15 protein-coding genes are annotated in these 17364 nt (G+C 51.5%); 7 read left to right on the top strand and 8 right to left on the bottom strand.

All coding sequences use genetic code 11. From position 1 onward, the window contains the following. Nucleotides 1–504: 504 nt before the first annotated feature. From JWR98_RS10830 to JWR98_RS10820, 3 genes are read left to right on the top strand one after another with little or no spacing between them, the layout of a single operon-like run. Nucleotides 505–2076 (top strand): recombinase family protein, encoded by a 1572-nt coding sequence (locus JWR98_RS10830; protein ID WP_225908668.1) that lies wholly within the window; start codon nucleotides 505–507, stop codon nucleotides 2074–2076. After that, a complete protein-coding gene (locus JWR98_RS10825) occupies nucleotides 2073–2978 on the top strand; it encodes a plasmid partitioning protein RepB C-terminal domain-containing protein (protein WP_205490006.1) in 906 nt (301 codons plus the stop codon). The genes JWR98_RS10830 and JWR98_RS10825 overlap by 4 nt, the downstream gene beginning before the upstream one ends. Beyond that, nucleotides 2978–3952, top strand: coding sequence for a plasmid partitioning protein RepB C-terminal domain-containing protein (locus JWR98_RS10820; protein ID WP_205490005.1), 975 nt, complete (start codon nucleotides 2978–2980; stop codon nucleotides 3950–3952). Before JWR98_RS10825 ends, JWR98_RS10820 begins: the two co-directional genes overlap by 1 nt. Before the next feature lie 76 nt (nucleotides 3953–4028). Here JWR98_RS10820 and JWR98_RS10815 read toward each other — a convergent pair whose 3' ends face one another. The 7 genes from JWR98_RS10815 to JWR98_RS10785 all read right to left on the bottom strand — a co-directional run bounded on the left by JWR98_RS10815 (nucleotide 4029) and on the right by JWR98_RS10785 (nucleotide 13196). Continuing rightward, nucleotides 4029–6404: a TOTE conflict system archaeo-eukaryotic primase domain-containing protein gene (locus JWR98_RS10815; protein ID WP_205490028.1), complete on the bottom strand. Its 2376-nt coding sequence runs from the start codon at nucleotides 6402–6404 to the stop codon at nucleotides 4029–4031. Nucleotides 6405–6834: 430 nt separating this feature from the next. Continuing rightward, nucleotides 6835–7188, bottom strand: a complete 354-nt coding sequence (locus tag JWR98_RS10810) for a hypothetical protein (RefSeq protein WP_198864756.1) — start codon at nucleotides 7186–7188, stop codon at nucleotides 6835–6837. Between the two features lie 46 nt (nucleotides 7189–7234). Then, a complete protein-coding gene (locus tag JWR98_RS10805) occupies nucleotides 7235–7633 on the bottom strand; it encodes a DUF6957 family protein (RefSeq protein WP_115581281.1) in 399 nt (132 codons plus the stop codon). Nucleotides 7634–7718: 85 nt separating this feature from the next. Next, nucleotides 7719–9641 carry a TniQ family protein gene (locus tag JWR98_RS10800; protein WP_205490004.1) on the bottom strand — a complete coding sequence of 641 codons (1923 nt, stop codon included), beginning with the start codon at nucleotides 9639–9641 and terminating at the stop codon, nucleotides 7719–7721. Nucleotides 9642–9653: 12 nt separating this feature from the next. Beyond that, on the bottom strand, nucleotides 9654–10562 hold the full coding sequence (locus tag JWR98_RS10795) for a TniB family NTP-binding protein (RefSeq protein ID WP_162884098.1): 909 nt from the start codon (nucleotides 10560–10562) through the stop codon (nucleotides 9654–9656). Next, nucleotides 10559–12490 carry a Mu transposase C-terminal domain-containing protein gene (locus JWR98_RS10790; RefSeq protein ID WP_205490003.1) on the bottom strand — a complete coding sequence of 644 codons (1932 nt, stop codon included), beginning with the start codon at nucleotides 12488–12490 and terminating at the stop codon, nucleotides 10559–10561. Before JWR98_RS10790 ends, JWR98_RS10795 begins: the two co-directional genes overlap by 4 nt. Further along, nucleotides 12480–13196: a TnsA endonuclease N-terminal domain-containing protein gene (locus JWR98_RS10785; RefSeq protein WP_225908667.1), complete on the bottom strand. Its 717-nt coding sequence runs from the start codon at nucleotides 13194–13196 to the stop codon at nucleotides 12480–12482. The genes JWR98_RS10790 and JWR98_RS10785 overlap by 11 nt, the downstream gene beginning before the upstream one ends. 120 nt (nucleotides 13197–13316) lie before the next feature. Between JWR98_RS10785 and JWR98_RS10780 the strand changes: the two genes are divergently transcribed. The 3 genes from JWR98_RS10780 to JWR98_RS10770 all read left to right on the top strand — a co-directional run bounded on the left by JWR98_RS10780 (nucleotide 13317) and on the right by JWR98_RS10770 (nucleotide 15982). Then, nucleotides 13317–14234 (top strand): hypothetical protein, encoded by a 918-nt coding sequence (locus JWR98_RS10780; RefSeq protein ID WP_205490002.1) that lies wholly within the window; start codon nucleotides 13317–13319, stop codon nucleotides 14232–14234. Nucleotides 14235–14483: 249 nt separating this feature from the next. Next, complete coding sequence (locus tag JWR98_RS10775; RefSeq protein WP_205490000.1) at nucleotides 14484–15065, top strand: hypothetical protein; 582 nt, start codon at nucleotides 14484–14486, stop codon at nucleotides 15063–15065. 2 nt (nucleotides 15066–15067) lie between these two features. Next, the gene (locus JWR98_RS10770; protein ID WP_205489999.1) at nucleotides 15068–15982 is read left to right on the top strand and encodes a DUF4868 domain-containing protein; all 915 of its coding nucleotides are present in this window, start codon (nucleotides 15068–15070) and stop codon (nucleotides 15980–15982) included. Between the two features lie 107 nt (nucleotides 15983–16089). Here the strand turns inward: JWR98_RS10770 and JWR98_RS10765 are convergent, their stop codons facing one another. After that, nucleotides 16090–16278 carry a hypothetical protein gene (locus JWR98_RS10765; RefSeq protein ID WP_205489998.1) on the bottom strand — a complete coding sequence of 63 codons (189 nt, stop codon included), beginning with the start codon at nucleotides 16276–16278 and terminating at the stop codon, nucleotides 16090–16092. A 193-nt stretch (nucleotides 16279–16471) separates the two neighbouring features. Here JWR98_RS10765 and JWR98_RS29380 point away from each other — a divergent pair, with 193 nt between their 5' ends. Further along, nucleotides 16472–17257: a hypothetical protein gene (locus tag JWR98_RS29380; RefSeq protein WP_225908666.1), complete on the top strand. Its 786-nt coding sequence runs from the start codon at nucleotides 16472–16474 to the stop codon at nucleotides 17255–17257. Nucleotides 17258–17364: the final 107 nt, after the last annotated feature.

Here is a 17364-nt window from a genome sequence, read left to right as displayed (position 1 = left end):
TGGCCTTTTTGTTGTGGCACGTTACGCCTGGTGTAGGTGGGCAAAGTTAACCGACTTTGACAGATTGAAATATCAGAGGTATACGGCACGTTTGGGCAAAGTTAATCTTCCTATTGGAAGAAGTTAAAGTGCGGAAACCTATTTTCGGCCAAAGTTAGACGCCATGGAAATGAACAACGATTTTAAAATTCGGTTAATTGACAATTTGTCAAAAGAGAATATAAATTAAACTATATAACTCACTTATTCAAGTACGTCTTAGTAAGTTAATACCAGTCTATTTTGGCAACTTTTAACTGCCAGCCCTGACACCCACCTCCAACCTATGACGGTACATAAATACAGCCATGTCAACTGATCCATGATCCTCTAAGCTCGCCGAAAGCATAGAAGAGGAGCCGCTGCTCAGTCTGGGTAGATACTCCTGCTCCGTCACCATCACGTAATAAAGCATCGCTAGGCTGAATCGAATGGGCCAGCCTTCTCTGGTCTAGAGGAGGCCTATTGCCCTCTCCATCCATACGGACAAACTCAAGAGACCGCTCTGATAGCTTGATACCAGCTGCAGAGTACGTTCGCATGTCCACTGATCACCAACGGTACTCCACCGAAAACCAATCAGCAGCCATCCATGCATACGCAATGAGCCATGGCATGGAAATCATTACAACTTACCGAGACGAAGGGAAAAGCGGCCTGGACATCGGCGGTCGTGATGCTCTGCGCAGGCTGCTAGACGACGTCCAAACCGGACATACCCAATTCCAGGTCATTCTTGTCTATGACGTCAGTCGCTGGGGACGCTTTCAGAACACGGACGAAAGCGCCCACTATGAGTATCTTTGCACTAGCTCAGGCATCAAGGTTGTGTATTGCGCAGAGCCATTCGAAAACGACGGTTCGCCTTTGGCAACAATTTACAAAGGCATCAAACGATCCATGGCAGGGGAGTACAGCCGAGAGCTATCCCAAAAAGTTTTCGCTGGTCAGTGCCGCCTGGTCGAAAAGGGTTTTCACCAAGGTGGGCCAGCAGGATATGGATTACGTCGTGCATTGATCGACGAGAAAAACGAATTCAAGGCAGAACTATCAAGAGGCCAGCAGAAGAGCATCCAGACCGACAGGGTCATTTTGATTCCTGGGCCCGAGGCGGAAATTGAGGTGGTTCAGCGCATCTACCATCAATTCGTCCACGACAAAATGAACGAACGTGAGATCGCCAACGCACTGAACGCTGAAGGACTGATCACCGACTTTAACCGTCCTTGGAGCCGGGGTAGCGTCCACCAAGTGCTGACCAACGAAAAATACATCGGTAACAATGTCTACAACAAAACGTCCTCCAAGCTACGTAAACGCATCAGTCGCAACCCACCCGACAGGTGGGTTCGCTGTGATGGAGCATTCCAGGGAATTGTCTCACTAGAGGTGTTTGCGGTCGTTCGCGAAATAATCTTGCAGCGCTCACATCGCCTGGACGATGCGCAAATGTTGGAACTGCTTCGTACTCTATTGAACCGAGCGGGTTTACTGTCCGGAATGCTCATCGATGAGCAGGACAACATGCCGTCTAGCACTACCTATGTAAGCAGATTCGGCGGGCTTTTACGTGCCTACACACTCATCGGTTATACACCCGACAGAGACTATCGATATTTGGAGATCAATCGCTCCATAAGACAGCTGCATCCGAAGGTTCTTGAAGATGTTGTCAAACACCTGAAGCAAGTCGGAGCCCAAGTCGAGCCCAATGCTGACAATGACCTACTGACCGTTAACGGTGAGTGGACGGCGTCCGTGGTCATAGCGCGCTGCCAGGCGACACCTACAGGGACTCTTCGCTGGAAGCTCAGATTCGACAACAGCCTGGCGCCTGACATCACGATTGCTGTCCGCATGGAGCACGCAAATCTGCAGGTGCGGGACTATTACCTGGTTCCCAGTATAGATATGGGGGCATGGCCACAAAAAATGGCCGAGGAAAATAGCCCTTTAATCGACAGCTACCGCTTCACAACGCTGGATGTTCTTGATGGGCTTGCTGCCCGTTGCTCCCTGAAGGAGGCTTGCCGATGACCGTCCCATCAACTTCACGCGAACGTGTCGCACTAATTCCTATAGCACAAATTCATATCCTGAACCCTCGAACGAGGAATAAGAAGGTTCACCGCGAGCTCATCGAAAATATCAAAACGGTGGGCCTCAAACGCCCCATCACATTAAGTCGAAAAGCCTCGCCGCAAGGCGCGCTCAACTATGACCTTGTGTGCGGACAAGGCCGTCTAGAGGCGTTCCTAGCACTGGAGGCCACAGAGATTCCAGCGTTTGTGATTGATGCTGTCGAAGAAGATTGCCTTGTAATGAGTTTGGTAGAGAACGTAGCTCGAAGGCAGCATCGCCCGATAGATCTCATGAACGAGGTTGGACGCTTGAAGGAAAGGGGCAAGACAGACGCAGAGATCGCAATAGTAATTGGCAGCACCGCATCATGGGTCAGCATGATTGTTGGGCTGCTGGAGCGCGGTGAAGAAAAACTCCTGTCAGCTGTCGAAACCGGTTTAATCCCTTTAAGCATGGCAACCGACATCGCCCGAAGCAGTGAAAGCGACATCCAAAATTTGCTCACTGATGCCTACGAGCGTGGAATAAGAGGAAAGAAAATAACAAAGCTGCGACACCTTTTAGAGCTCCGAGCCAAGAAAGACAAATTTGTGCGGGGGAGCTCATTAGGTGTCAGCCAGAATAAAAAGAAAAGACTGACGCCCGCAGACTTGAGACGACTATTCGAACGGGAGGCCGAACGACAGCGCTTAATGGTAAAAAAGGCAGCCTTTACCCACGACCGGGTTGTTTTCGCCATTCAAGCGATTAAAGAGCTCTTATCCATCAGTGACTTCGAAAAGCTACTCTCTGCAGAGCATCTGAATTTGATGCCAAAGCTGATACAGACTCGGCTTCAGAATGGAGGGCAGTTGTGATGTCTGACCAAAGACTTGAGCCTACTCACGCTCAGCCGACCCACCTTCCGAAAAATGCCTTTTTGGATGAGTGCGTTCGAGTCGAAGTGGCCAATATTCTGCCCCTGAAAATCTCAAGGCCTGCGGTAAAAGAAAGCCTCAAATACCAGCAAATTTTAGCATCAATCCAGGACGTCGGCCTGGTCGAACCACCCGCTGTAACACCAGTACCTGGACGTGGTGGACATTACTTTCTGCTAGATGGCCATCTACGCATTGAGGCGCTGAAAGACCTAGGAGAGTTGGAAGTCGACTGCCTCGTGGCAACCGACGACGACACCTACTCTTATAACAAACGTACCAACAGAATATCTGCCGTTCAAAGCAACAAAATGATAGTGCGGGCAATGGAGCGTGGAGTCTCTGCGGAGCGGCTTGGCAAAGCGCTTGGATTATCACCGCAGACCATCAAGCAAAAATTTCGGCTGCTGAATGGCATTTGCGCTGAGGCGATTTCGCTTCTGGGTGATACGGACTGCCCAGCGAATGTTTTCAACCTCCTGCGGCAGATGAAACCACTGAGGCAAATTGAAGCGGCTGAATTGATGATTGGGAATAGAAATCTTTCTGTACTGTTCGCTAAAGCACTTTTGGCTGCCACACCTTCAGACCAGTTGGCAGTACCGAGAAAAAACCAACCTGATCAACAGATCTCTGCCGAATCAATCGCTCGCCTTGAGCGCGAGCTTGCCGCACTGCAGATGCAGATCAAAACAGTGGAAGAAGACTACGGGCCTGATGTCCTACATCTCACTGTCATTAAAGGCTACCTGGCCAAGCTTCTTGCCAACGCTGCTGTCGTTCGGTGGCTGGCTAGGCACCAACCTGAGTTCCTGAAAGAGTTCCAATCCATCGCCGAGTCGACCGAGCTACCTTGGGGAATTCACGAATCAGATGCTGCCCAACTGGAGCCGGCTGTCGAGGCACAAGAATAATTTCACGTGATCAAGCGACGGTGGGAATTTATATGTCGAGGTTGAACCGCTGATCTGGCGCGACAAACCTGACCACTCAAGCTTGAAACAGATCCATTGAACTCGAACGGTCTTCAAGACGATAACCCATCGCTCGATACCCGCTTTGGCGCTTTTCCCACATCCGCATCAACGCTGGATGCCCGGCATCGATAAACTCGATTATGCGCACATTGGATTTACTCGCATGCTCTCGATGCAAACGCCCTGCGTACTGCTGCAGTGTGCCTTTCCAAGAAATGGGCATTGCAAGCACCAAAGTATCCAATGGCGGATGGTCAAATCCCTCACCTATGAGCTTGCCAGTGGCCAATAGCACTCGAGGAACATCCGGTGGTAGGGCGGCCAACTCATCTGTCAGGGCTATGCGCTGCTTTTTCGACATACGTCCATGCAAGGTAAATAGATTCTGCACACGACCAACGAGTGCCGCCTCGATGACGCTCAGGTGATCAGTGCGCTCTGTCAGCACCAGCACTTTACGTCCTTGATTGAACGCCTTTTCGACTTCAAGCGTGACCCGCTCTGTGCGTTCAATATTCTCAGCAAGGTGCCGGAATACATCTTGAATACCAGCTCCCTCGGGTAGGTTGATCGGAGCTGCTAACAGCAGAGTTTCCACCATCAAATCATCAGGAGCACTGGTTGGCCTGCTCGCCGTATGTCGAATCGGCCCACACTGCATAAATATGATGGGGTGCTGACCATCACGGCGTACCGGTGTAGCTGTTAGCCCAAGTACATACTTTGCCCGAACATTTTTCAGGATTGCTTCAAACGAAAATGCCGATAAATGATGGCATTCATCAACTATGACCTGCCCGTAGTTTTTCACCTGTTCGCTAACTTGACCCTGCCTCGATAGGGACTGCATTACGGCTATATCAATAATCCCCGTAGGCTTGGCTTTTCCGCCGCCGATGGTGCCGACTACACCTTTACCGAGACTAAGGAACGCCTGCAGTCGCTCTTGCCACTGGCGAAGCAGATCCGTTCGATGCACAAGCACGAGCGTATTCACACCGCGACGCGCGATCAATGCAGCAGCGGCCACGGTTTTACCGAAAGCTGTCGGGGCACAAAGGATACCAGCATCATGTTGTAGCATCGCCGTTACAGCAGCCTCCTGATCCTCCCGCAATGCACCGACGAAGTTCAGGTTGATGGGCTCGCCACCAAAACGCTCATCCTCAATGATCGGAGCAATGCCGTTTTCCTTCAAAAGCTCTAACACGACATCTAGGCAGCCACGGGGTAGGGCGATGTGCTTGGGGAAGTTATCTGCACAACCGATGATGCGGGGCTTGTTCCAAACCGACAGACGCATCGCCTGTGCCTTGTAGAATTCTGGATTCTGAAACGCAGCCAGCCTGACCAACCGATTAGCCAACGCCTGGGGCAATCCTTCTTTTTCAAAGTAAATCAGGTTTGCCAATGTAACCGTTAAAGATGCTGGCATTGGGCAAGATAGTCTTTGTTCACTTGGGTTCTTCCAAGGCTCTTGCTCGTCCTCCTCAGCAACGAACGTTACATCCAAAGGATGAGCGTGGCCCGTCGCACATACGATGGCCGGATCAATATCCTCCACGGCCATAGGCTGGATGCTGGCCAGGAATGCCCATTGATCAACATACGGTTTAAGTTCGTCGTCAACAAAGACACTGCATCCGTACTCGCGAGCTTTCTTCTGCAAAGGCAGCGCAATCAAGTTGCCAAAACCACCTTTCGGCATCCTGTCCTGGTTCGGGAAAAGTCGGTCATACGAACTCAGCTTCAGCTGTCGAGTTCGAGCGCAGGTATGACTAATGATCGCCGTGCCCAGTCGCCGGGCGTCCTGAGCTGTGACAGCCCTCGCAAAGAATACCCAAGCATGAGCTCCATTACCGGAGCGCGAGATTTCCAAAGCCACGGGTACATCCAGCTCTCGACAGGACTGGGCGAAACCTAGCAAGTCATCGCGCCAGTCGGCCTCGTCGAAATCAACAGCAAGGAAGTTACATGTGTCGTCGGTGAGTAAGGGGTAAACGCCTGCGACTATCTCACCCGCCAGGTGCCGATACAGCACCTGTTCATCCAACGGCACTAATTGACGGTGGCTGCACTCTCCACACTTGATTTTGGGCTTCTGACAAACACCCGGACGCCATTCATTCGCACAAGCTGGCGAATACCCTGCCTTTCCGGCTTTACTCTCCCAGCGCTGGGGGAATACATCAGTACGTCCTAGAAACAAGCGCTGAAACAGCTTCAGTTTCGCCTTGGTTCCAAGACTCTGTGTGGGTAGCTCGACTACAGAAACAGGTGTGGCAGGCACCGCTGCTGGCAGTCGCCATTCAATAGCGTTGGCCTCCAGCAATGCAATCAATCGAGCATTTTCTGCCTGGAGCTCAACCAGGAGATCAGAGTCAGTCATGGAGTCGATTTTCATACCTGTACAAACCACAATGTCTCAGTGTCAGGACTACAACGTGTATCAAAAGCTTCAGTAGCCCTCGGCCCATTCTCGACAGGGTATGACAAGCCAGTCGCAACGAGCTATCTCTGCCAGCCAAATCGCTCCGCTAAATAGCGCCCCTAGAAAAGTAATCTACCACGTGCGCGGCATCCATAACGCAGGGCACGCGTCGACGAAAACTTGGGGACGACTCACAGGGTTACGCTGGATAAAGCAGGATTTAACCTCTGGTATACGCACTGCACAATGCTGTTCGAGTCCGCTGTCGACAAACGAACTTGGGCCAAATGCTCCCGCTTCGGGCGAGAAAGATTACTCCACTCTTGTCTGCACATGCTGGTGCAAGGTGGTGAGTGCTAATGATCGCCTGTTTTCGCCAGCGAGGTTCCTATTGTAAGTGCCTGGGGGTGGGGTAAAAGCCACCGGTCAGTACCTTCAAAAAGTCGTTAAGTGACTGCCGACCATTGTTACCTTTGAACGTGACGATTACATAGCAACTGCCGCTGGCGGTAAGGAGTATCCAGTAAGGGCTCCTGTGCGCCATCAGGTGGATATCAGAGGTGCGAATGCGATGCCCGTCTTCAAACCGTCCTGCACCTGCACGAGTATGCTTATGCACCACACCGACCGCAGAACACGCCACAATCTCGACTTCTGTCAGGAAGGCGGTCACTGCCATACCGCTGAAATGCCGCTCTGCCGCCGCGAGCCGGAGCTCACCGAAACCTGTTGAGGTTGTCATGTCAGATTCCCTGCCAATGAGGTGGGTAGGCCAGGCAAGGCCCGGTCTAGAACACCTTTACCACTGTCGCCAACTCTGCTGATTTACGAGTGCCAGGGCCCAGCAGAAAATACGCGGTGTTGCGGGTCTGAAAGCAGAAACCATCCGAGAACGACACCATTGGAGTAGTACGCACCCAGTCTCCCGGCTTCAGCCGTCCTTGGCTGTCCATGACCACCTCGTGCGCATAGATCATGACTGGGAGACGAGCATCACGCTCCAGCGCTTCCAATAGTGATGGCGGCATCACCAGATCAATCCAGATCCATTGCCTAACTAGACAATACGGCGCATGACCGAAACGCCGCTGGGCGAGTGCTATGGCCTCTTCATCGGAAGCATTGTGGCCGAGCATAGAAATGCCCTCGCCATACAACAGCTCTGTGATCGCATCCAAGTTTTTCATGACAGCTAACCTCCGCTGAGCATGTGCATCGTCGACGCCTTGCCCGGCGCATACGTTAAGCACTCGATCTGATAGCACGACTACCTTAGCCGGGCCGATACTCCGCCCCGAACAACCCGTCCGCGAGATCCGCCATAGTCAAACACCGAGTTGTCGCCCCCATACTCGCGTCGCTAGCTTTTCGAGGACTTTCGCCAGCAGCACGCCCCAACGCTAATTTGATCAGGGCATCTGTTGATATCAAGGCACCGCGCTGAGTACCTTCAGACGTCACGTGGCCGCCTCTTACCATGGCGCCTTTACTTGCCAAAGAGTTGGTTAGGTGTACTGACTTACTGCCCAAGCGCTCGGCAACTTCTGCGACCACAATGTGCGTGGAGAGAAACATCAGCAGATCCACTACCGAAATAAACACCCTGCGGCTTCTGCCCAAGGACTCAACACGGGCCCTCAAATGACCTTGTTCCACCCAGGCTTTGATGTTCTCGTGCTTCCAGCGAGTCATCTTGGTGAGATCCGTAATGGTCAGCTCAAACAAGGCAGAGTCTTGTCGCAGATGCCCCAGGATTTCTTCCTGATCGAATCCAAAGGCTGCTAACCCCTGTACTTCAGGAGTTCTTGATACTGGCTTGATCTGACCAGTGAAAATCAGCCGATAGACTTCACAGGCTTGGTGGTAGGAGAAGCGCTTAGCGCTGATGTCTTCAATCCCGAGGGTTGTGTGGCAAACCACAGGCACCGGCGCTTCGGCGAGCACGTCGATCAGGCGTTGGACATCCTTCTTTAGAAATTCCCCTTTAGCGAACAGGGGTCTGTCGCTTTCCGGCACTCGATTTAAGGTTCCCGATTCCAGTAGGCGCGCGCGCACCCGACGAGTGATGTTGAGGATACGGAGCAAATCTTTGCTGGTGACGAGACCTTCTGCAGCCTGCTGGAGCGCCTCAACTGCTGCGCGGTCGATTAGGCAGAAGTCGACCAACGCCCCCTGTATGACCTTCCCAGGCAACTGGCCAGTCTTCACGTACGACATGATTCGGTCGGGCGAAGAACCAAGCAAACGGGCAGCTTCATTAGCGGTAAACGTAGCCTTTAAGCCCAATAGCTCTGCGCCGATATACTTCATTTTTCGGTTGATCGGAGTATGGGCATGGCCGAGGATGATATCGGTAACGATGGCCCGTAAGGGTGCGTAAGCTGCGGAGTTGAACGAGGCGTTCAGCTCTCTGTACCAAGCCCCCAAATGACGAATGAATTGCCTGGAGTCTGCCTGGTTCGCGGCCTGTACCTTTGCTAGCACAAATGTCCGAAATCCAGTCAATAAATCCTGAGCCATCACATAACAAGCCTGATTGATCTCAACGGCACGTTTAAAATCAATGGCCACATTTTTCCTGTGTGGCACCTTCAAGGTCAGATTGGCGAGAAACAGCAGGAATTTGTCGATGTCCTGCGGGACACCCGGCGCATGGTTCAAACCTGAAAGCACCTGCTGATTCTCACCGGTGCGCAGGAGGATCGATGAAATCAGGAGGTTGGCGGCATCGGCTGGCAGCGCGGTCGCTAGTGACAGATCGCATCCGCAACCGCATTGAGACACGGCCCCCCGATTTAATTCCAACGACGATTCACATTCCGGGCACTCGGCGATGAGCAGTACCTGATGCAGCGGACAGGCCGTAAATAGCTGATGATGCCACGCCTGGCGGATATGACCTGATAGCTGCAGGCACTCCGGACAGACGGGGACAAGCTTTCTCAGGAATAACCCAGCAGCCATCGATCCTTCTACAGCAGGAAACGCTGCCAAACGATCAAGCCGTTGCGCATCTAGCCCATGGTACTGCGCTATGGCAGACCGCTCCCCATCGGTGTAACGGCTTTTTAGCCGGACACCGGGCGGTCGCAAAAGGGCATGGCTAGACCCAAGAAAGTTCTCCTCTGTCAGTCTCAACAGATAGCCGTTGAGGCTTTCGTCAGATATGTCATCGTTTGGTATGAACGCCAGCATGGTTTTTTCCCCTTAGATGCGCACGCCGGCTTCTTGCATGACCTTCGCATAAACCAAGGCCATGTGTTCAACCAATACAGGCTGCTGAATGTCGAAGGGATTGAAGTCGATCAGCCGCCCCATCACGGCGCGTTGATAGGCCAAAGTAAACGCTTCATAGCCTGCTACCTTGTCGGCTTGCCCAACCAGTTGCACCTCGCCGAAAAGCTTGTGGATCAGCCCATACCGACCTGCAGAGGCCAAGTACATGCGGCGAGCAAACTCCGCATCATTAAACGCAAACGTGTCCCAGCCATTCTCAGACAGGTGCTCCAGTGCGCTGCCCAGCGCGCTGCGGAAATGCTTGTAATCTGTGCCCTGCCATTGATATGGGTAGTATTCGATGGGGCTCAGGGCTCGATCAGCCAATTGTTCATTTTCCTTGAACAGCCCGAGCAGGGTCGGTAGTCCCGCCAGCACGATGCTGGCTCGCGTCTGATCAAAAATCAGCTTGATGAAGTCAGCAGCCGCACGCACTGTCGTGCGTCCACTGCGCTCCAGCATGTGTTGCGTCTCGTCGAAAATGAGCAGCCGCGTCGACTGCTTGTTGACCGCTTTGATGAAGGCATCGGTCGCCAACACATGATTCCTGAACAGCGCGGTACTCATGCCGATGCTGACCAAACAGGCATCCGGCAAAGCCCGCCCGGTGAGATGTTTGGGACTTACCACATAGATAATTTTGCGGTGTCCCAAAGGTTCACTGGTTGTATGGCTAGCGATGATACTTGCCAATAACTTCGACTTGCCGACGCGGGTGGGCCCGACGATGGGCAGGATCTGTGGATCACCGCTCTCCGTGCGCGCCAAGGCTGATTCAATTTCAGTCTGTACGACGTTAAAACGGTGATGACAGACTAAAGGGTTCATCACTTGGTTCATGGTTGTGCCCTGCGCGGCGCGGGTTCAAAATCATCCTCACTGGAGTCGTCCGCCTTTGGCGATACGAAAGCATCTAGTGGTTGGGACGTGTACTTTTCGAGCTGGCCTGCTATTTCGGCCTTCTCCGAGACTTTTTCGCGCTCACGCAATGCCTTGTTGTTAGCCTTGATTTTTGGACGCCGCTGGCTGTCAGCCGTGAACTGGGCGAGCATTCGGGCATACACGCGCTGATAGTCGTGTCCATTCATCTCAGCGTTGCCACCCGAATAAGCCTTCTTCAACATCTTGGCCACCACGAATGACACCTCTGGGATACCGACGGTTTTATTGTGAAGTCGGATCAGGCTGCCATCGTCAGGATGCACAGCAAAGATCGCGGTGCAATCTTCGGGGTTGTACAAGATGTCGATAGTGCTGATGGCACGCTCGCGCGCCAATGCGGCCATAGCTTGGCTATGGAATTGAAAGCCTTCAAAGTCGACGCCGTAGTGTTGAAGCTGGCGAGTATCCCTGTTCACCTCAAGAAGCAACTTCTTCAGTTGATCGAGGGAGGGTGGCGGCACTGGCAGGAAATTAGACAAGGCCTCATCCATCGCCATTTTGGGGGTCATGGGCTTGCCATATCGAAAGCCAAGCTTCTGATTTGGACGGTGGATGTAGACGTCGGCAACGAATGTCACGATGTGCCGGTAGATCTCTTCGATTGAGTAACAGGCCTCAGCCTCGGCCTTGGCATGACGATTTTTGATTCGTTTGTCCTGGCTCTGCTTAGCACCCGGCATTTTGGTGAAAACACCGTCGTCGGATGCCTTGAAGAATGACTCCACGTGCGGCTTGTCGTCGCCTCGGGCAACCCGGGCGTACTCGATCTGAATCCCCAAGCGCCGTACGATGCCCAAAGATAGGTCGGAGAAATTCTCTGACGCATTGTCGAGAACCACTGTGGAGATGCCGCAAGGCTGCACCCAGTCCGTTTCGATGCCGAAACGGTCTTTGAACGCCTGGTCTTTCGGCGCCAGAAAGAACTCGAACACTTTCAACAAGGTGTATTCGCTGGGCTTACCGCCGCTTACATATACGGCGACAGGGTATGAAGCGTGTGCACAAACCATGGCGTACATGGTCAGCTCGGTATAGCGGTTACCGAATTCGTCGCGGCAATACACATCCAATGTCTTAGCGTCGATTTCAACACGCTCAAAGGGCTGCTTTACGTCATAACGCCGGACAGCCTGACGATTCCAAAGATTGAACGTGCGAGGATCAAGGCGCCCTTCTTTCACCAAAGAGCTGGGCAATTTCTGGAGAAGACGACTGATCGTCTTTCGATCAATCTGTTCTTCAGCCCCTGATTCTTGGCAGAGGTCTTTCAACTCTTGATTGATCATCGTCGTCACGGACGACAGATTCACCTTATCGTCTTTCATGAACGTCTGAATCAGGACACGTTCTGCGACCTCCTTTGCTCCGGATTTTTTCGCCCACCCGGAACCGCCCCTGCGACTGAAATTTGGGATAAGTCCTTCGAACCCATGACATTTGAATTTGCGCCGGTAATTCTGGATGCTTTTGTTCGAAGGCCTTTTGTGCTGGTGGAGTAAACAAAATGCATCCACACGCTCATTGCACGCTTGATCATCCAGAGATTGGGCATCAAGTGATACCAGAAGCTCGATCAGTTTCTGACGAAAGTCGGCTTCCTCTTGCTCGGTTTTAGACCAAGAGCGCTTTGTAGCCTCGACTTTCCGACCAGGCAATACAATGTCACCAGAGGCGACCTGATTATAAAAGGCTCGAATATCGACAGCGCGCTCAACACCACCCTTCGCCTCGAGAACGATGTCCCCCAACAGTGGCTTGATGGCCTTGATAACGTAGCAGGTGTCTTGCCATACGACAGCTTGCCCTGCCTCTAAATTAGAGTTCATAACGAATCACCTCAAAGGCTTCCAACGAGCCAAATGCAGGCGCAATTTCAAAATCCATCAGCTCGAACTGGTGTATCTCAAGGTCAAATTTGACAACCCCGAGTAGCACCCCCGCTGCGAGCTGGTAGTTCGCCGGTAAGCCTGTATCCAGGATTTGGCGGACAGGGCCTTTGAGGCGGTCGGGAGTAAGTGTTTGCAAAGGAGCGGCCCACTGCGAGAGAGCAGCCGATGCTTGTGTTAAATAGGGTATGAACAGCTGAACATTTCTGAGGTAGTGACCCTTAAAGTCATCTTCAGAAATAACGATGAAGCGCATGCCTTTACTCAGCAGGGCACTTCTCACCAACCTCAGGAACTCAGTTTGCTCCTCCACAAAAAGACGAGGTTTTACCTCCACGACAACCTGTAGCTCGTCCAAGAGGACAGAAAAATCAGGCGTGTAATACATCGTGCCCTGAGGTTTGATCAGGTGCTTCTCTAATAACAGATCACCCGTTGATAAATCGAGAGTGAACGGTTGTGCCCGGTAGGAGCGAACTCGGGGATCCAGCTCGAACACCTGAGCAACGGATTGCTCAAGCCGAGACTCCACTCGGATTTCGACATTGCCATTTTTTGCCGAGCACATGACATATGCCCTGCGCGAACGCCTGACCCGTTTTGCAACGTCTCGGCTGAAAGCATGGCTTTTACTGTCAGACTTCATTGGTACACTTCACCAAATAATTGAGCTGTTAGGTATAGCCCGAGGTCGATAGACTGTCAAGATTTGGTGATGTGTACTCAAAGGACACATCTGGACTACACGGTTAGCTTGGGGATTGAAATGGGTAGGCAGGCACGCCAACACTGGTACACGCTATACAAAAATGTGCAGGCGCAATTGGATGCCTACCAGGGAAACGACAGCATCAACCTGCTGATCCGAAAACTCGCAGACGAGCAGGGGTACGACGCCAAGGTCGTTTCGCGAATGCTGAAAGCCGGCAATTTCCTGGATCGTATTGCAGGGCCATGTTCCTCTGAACAGGTGGGCTGCGGTTACGCTCACATTGAACAGCTTGAACGACTACACCAGCTCAACAGTGAAGTAGCTTTGTCACTTCTGCAAAGCACGCTCGCTAACCAACAGACTTTGCTCGACCTTCGCAATATTACAGAAGGTCATGCGAAAAGCGTGGGCACGCCCACCACCACCAGTCGCGCCCGCGCTCGCTCCCGAGTCGCCGAGCACGAACGTCGGTGCGGCGAGTTGCTGGAGATATCGGGGCCAGACTTTTTCGGTTATTCCGAAGGAGAAATGATAAAGGTCGTTCATTCTGATTTATTCAATCAGTTCTTCATGATCCAAGTGGATGGGCACCCCAAGGCAGCCATATTTATAAGGGTGGGAGACACTTCGCGAAAAGAGGAGAGAGCTGCCGCAGACTTGCTCAAGCTGGCTAGCTTGGCTCGAACGTATTTTGAAAAAGTATGGTACGTATTTCCTCATGGCTCGTCCCTTGTTCACGAACTCGCTTTTTATGCGCATAGTATGAATTCCTTTAGAAAATGGCTTTTCTTGGGCACCCTCAACGAAGAAGGATCGCTGATTGAGCCATTCCATAATCTAGGAAAAACGGTTGAGCGGGAGCTTTTCGGATGGTCAGACCCATTAGGCTGGGAGGGTTTTAGCCTGCCAAGTAAACGGCGCGCAAGTGGCTCATTCCGTCCCGTCAGCAATGAAACCTCCAAAAAAGCCTAATTGTTCGGTCAGCGCGATTACCGATGGCACCACAGGCAGACTGAAACGGCGACGATATTTTGCAGCCGTCCTGACTTCCACCAAATGGTATGGGCAACTGCCTGCCTTCTGTCACAAATTGCGGGCGTATGGAAGCAGGCCATGATAGCTTTTAGCCATTCGCTAAAGGGAAATCACTAATGGTGGAGCAAGGAAAAGCTCAAAGTAATTTTGAAGAAGCACTAAGCACCTTAACTGGGAGGTGCTATTTTGCAATTTAGACTGATCTCTGCATTCCTAATATTTATCGGCTCTTATACGCCACTGGCGATAATTCTCGCGATCCAAAATATTCCATTCGACTGGTGGTCTCGCTCTTTTTGCGCTCCTAGAGAACTTGTGGCATTGACCTGTGCGATCAACCCATTTAAAAATCCGATATTAGCAATAGCATTCATTATATTAACTATAAGCTCTGCCGCTTTAGCAAGTGAGCTATTCAAACGAATTAGCTTCCCCCACTGCATTGAAGTAGTTTCCGTTAAAGCAGTGCCCAATGAAATTATCAACTATACATTTCCTTATGTCGTTTCGTTTATGGGCATTAGCTATTCAGAGCCAGAAAAGCTTTTAGGGTTTCTCATATTTCTTTTGTGGATGTTTGCTATCACCTATAAATCTGGACAAATAATCATGAATCCTCTCCTGCTGATTTTCGGTTGGAATCTCTACGAGGCCAATATCAAAATCAATGGTGTGACGCGAGTGGTGAAAATCTTGAAAAAAGATTCTTTCCCGCCAGGGCATTATAAAGCACAAACTATCCAAGATTTCTATATCTGCAAGGAGTAGCCATGAAAGCGCACTTTGACAGTTTTAAAAACTTTAACTATACCGATTCTACCGTCCATCTATGGATATTTAAGAAAAGCACAACAGATCGAAAATTCAACACTGCTTACGTTCAAACAGATGACAAAGTAAATCTCCTTCTTAAAAATGTGCTTATCCGAGAAGCAAATCGTACGACCGAGTTCGCACAATACTCTTACCTTGCTCAAACTAATGAAAATAGTTGTTTAACTGCCCCAGCCCTCGCAACCAATTTTTTGCTACTAAAATCGCAGGTAGATCGCCCCGAGCCTGAGTGCGCGGTAACCTCAGTCGACGAACTAAAGGGTGCTCAAGGTTACGTAGTCAAGTTTTCTCATAATGGGCAGACGCTCTATGCTGTAAAGCGCTCGACCGCTTCATGGAAAACGTCATACCCCAACAAGTTTATCAATATGATTTTCAGTAATGGTGAGCTCTCAGCAGCTGAGGACAATGGTTTCACTATAGAAAAAAACTTTGACTTTTACTGCTCAGCGGACACTTTGCTTATCACCTCTAAGCGCGCATTCGAATCATTAATGCAGTACAAAGAAGCTTACAAACAAGCCTTCATGGTGTTGCAAACTAACGCTGATTTCTCAAATTTATTTTCTGACATCACCCCCCTTGTAGAGTACATCGGGACTAACTCCACGCAATTACGACGCATGGCCACGATTGAGCAAAAATCTCTTTATTCCAATCCTGGCTTTATAAACAGTCTAAAACAGGTTAATACGCTTAGGAACTGGGGAATGAATTTTGATCAAGTCAACGGCAAGATTGTTGTCTGCAATTTAACAGCACCTACAATTCTACAAGTCCTGTTGGATCACCGTCTGATGAGTGAAGTCACGAGTAATATTTACGACGTACCTGATGCCGTACAAATTTAACCCTACGAAAAATCCAGGAGCACCACTTAGTAAATACCAGCCTGCCCGCTGGCGGCGCTAAAATTCGGAGGGCGGAAAACCGACTGGCGCGCCGCTTACTTTTCCTTCTACTTAACGACGAATTGCTTTAGTTGTTCTCGAGAAGCAATGATTTGCTCGCGAAGCTCTTCTGGATCGATGTACATCGCCCCTTCAGGGGTAACGTGCAAGGTTTTTAGCTTGTTCACGGCATCAATGAACGCTTGTTCACGGCGCTCCCAGTAGGTGAGTTGTCGAGGTTTTCTGAACCAGCCCATACTGAGACCCTCCGTACGATTTCATTCAACGTAGCATTGCCAGCCCCCGGCGACACACCGGTCGTCAGTTACTAGGATTCCACCAGAACAGTCGAGTGCTATACAAGCAGCCTACGCCCCTTGAATAGGAGCCGATTGAAAAGCTGAGAGTGACTAGGAAAATACCGCCATTCGCGACCACAAGGAGGTGCTGATGTGTAATGCCTGGAATCATCCTAAAAACTGCAGTTGTGGTTGGGGCGGTGATGGACATATGGGGCGATCCATCAATACCTTTAGCGCGCCATTGGCCCCCAGCGGCTGGTTCATTTCACTTACCAATACCTACCACAGCTACGTCAATCCCAACGCCAGCTGCCCAGTGTGCGGGGCGGCGGTGTTCTTTTATCAATCGGCCAGGGGTGGCCGAGTTTTCTTCGACGAGCTGGGCCCGCCTTGGCCTAAACATCCCTGCACCGACACTAGCAGCCGACCAGGTAAAGCTCCAGCCACAGGTGAGCCAACCACCTATGCTTGGCAGCGCGCCGGCTGGCAACCGTTCATTATCGAAGCGATCACAGGCATCGACAAAAGCTACCTCAAGCTGACCGGAACTCGTCAGGGACAGCACCTTTCCCTCTACCTGCGGCGGGTCGTGGCGCACCATCAACACCATCAGGTGCTGTCCGAGCACAACCTGGCGCAGATTAAAGCCTTAAGCGACGGTCACTTTCTGCTGTCGATTCTGCTCCCGCAGGGCTCGCCAGTCACCCTCGACGTGTACAGCCTGCTTGCTCAAGCGAGATATGGGCGAAATACACCGGCTGAGTCGGCGAAACCCATCCCTGCAGATAAGCGAACTGCCTCGTTGATTAAGACGTCCAGTCCACGCTGGCCCAACGTCCAGCGTGAGCCGAAAAAACCGACTGAGCAGACTGCAGCGACCACGACCATGGCCTTAGCCTTTCGCAAGGCTCAGGAACGTCAGGGACATTCCTAACCTCCCTACGATTTGAGCTGCGCGTAATTGACCATTATGGTCAATCGGCCCCCACGGTCGGGCCGGCGCTGGTGACATGCCGACTGGATACTGAGCACCAGATCGGC

Origin of the sequence: Pseudomonas lactucae (assembly GCF_016937615.1) — a bacterium.
Lineage (GTDB): Bacteria > Pseudomonadota > Gammaproteobacteria > Pseudomonadales > Pseudomonadaceae > Aquipseudomonas > Aquipseudomonas lactucae.
The sequence above is the reverse complement of the archived record's forward strand: the minus strand, read 5'-3'. Positions and strand labels throughout refer to the sequence as shown.

Excerpts from the sequence above, each read along its gene's own strand:
- JWR98_RS10825 (WP_205490006.1), top strand. The coding sequence starts at position 2,073 with ATGACCGTCCCATCAACTTCACGCGAACGTGTCGCACTAATTCCTATA.
- JWR98_RS10820 (WP_205490005.1), top strand. The coding sequence starts at position 2,978 with ATGTCTGACCAAAGACTTGAGCCTACTCACGCTCAGCCGACCCACCTT.
- JWR98_RS10815 (WP_205490028.1), bottom strand. The coding sequence starts at position 6,404 with ATGACTGACTCTGATCTCCTGGTTGAGCTCCAGGCAGAAAATGCTCGA.
- JWR98_RS10810 (WP_198864756.1), bottom strand. The coding sequence starts at position 7,188 with ATGACAACCTCAACAGGTTTCGGTGAGCTCCGGCTCGCGGCGGCAGAG.
- JWR98_RS10805 (WP_115581281.1), bottom strand. The coding sequence starts at position 7,633 with ATGAAAAACTTGGATGCGATCACAGAGCTGTTGTATGGCGAGGGCATT.
- JWR98_RS10800 (WP_205490004.1), bottom strand. The coding sequence starts at position 9,641 with ATGCTGGCGTTCATACCAAACGATGACATATCTGACGAAAGCCTCAAC.
- JWR98_RS10795 (WP_162884098.1), bottom strand. The coding sequence starts at position 10,562 with ATGAACCAAGTGATGAACCCTTTAGTCTGTCATCACCGTTTTAACGTC.
- JWR98_RS10790 (WP_205490003.1), bottom strand. The coding sequence starts at position 12,490 with ATGAACTCTAATTTAGAGGCAGGGCAAGCTGTCGTATGGCAAGACACC.
- JWR98_RS10785 (WP_225908667.1), bottom strand. The coding sequence starts at position 13,196 with ATGAAGTCTGACAGTAAAAGCCATGCTTTCAGCCGAGACGTTGCAAAA.
- JWR98_RS10780 (WP_205490002.1), top strand. The coding sequence starts at position 13,317 with ATGGGTAGGCAGGCACGCCAACACTGGTACACGCTATACAAAAATGTG.
- JWR98_RS10770 (WP_205489999.1), top strand. The coding sequence starts at position 15,068 with ATGAAAGCGCACTTTGACAGTTTTAAAAACTTTAACTATACCGATTCT.
- JWR98_RS10765 (WP_205489998.1), bottom strand. The coding sequence starts at position 16,278 with ATGGGCTGGTTCAGAAAACCTCGACAACTCACCTACTGGGAGCGCCGT.
- JWR98_RS29380 (WP_225908666.1), top strand. The coding sequence starts at position 16,472 with ATGTGTAATGCCTGGAATCATCCTAAAAACTGCAGTTGTGGTTGGGGC.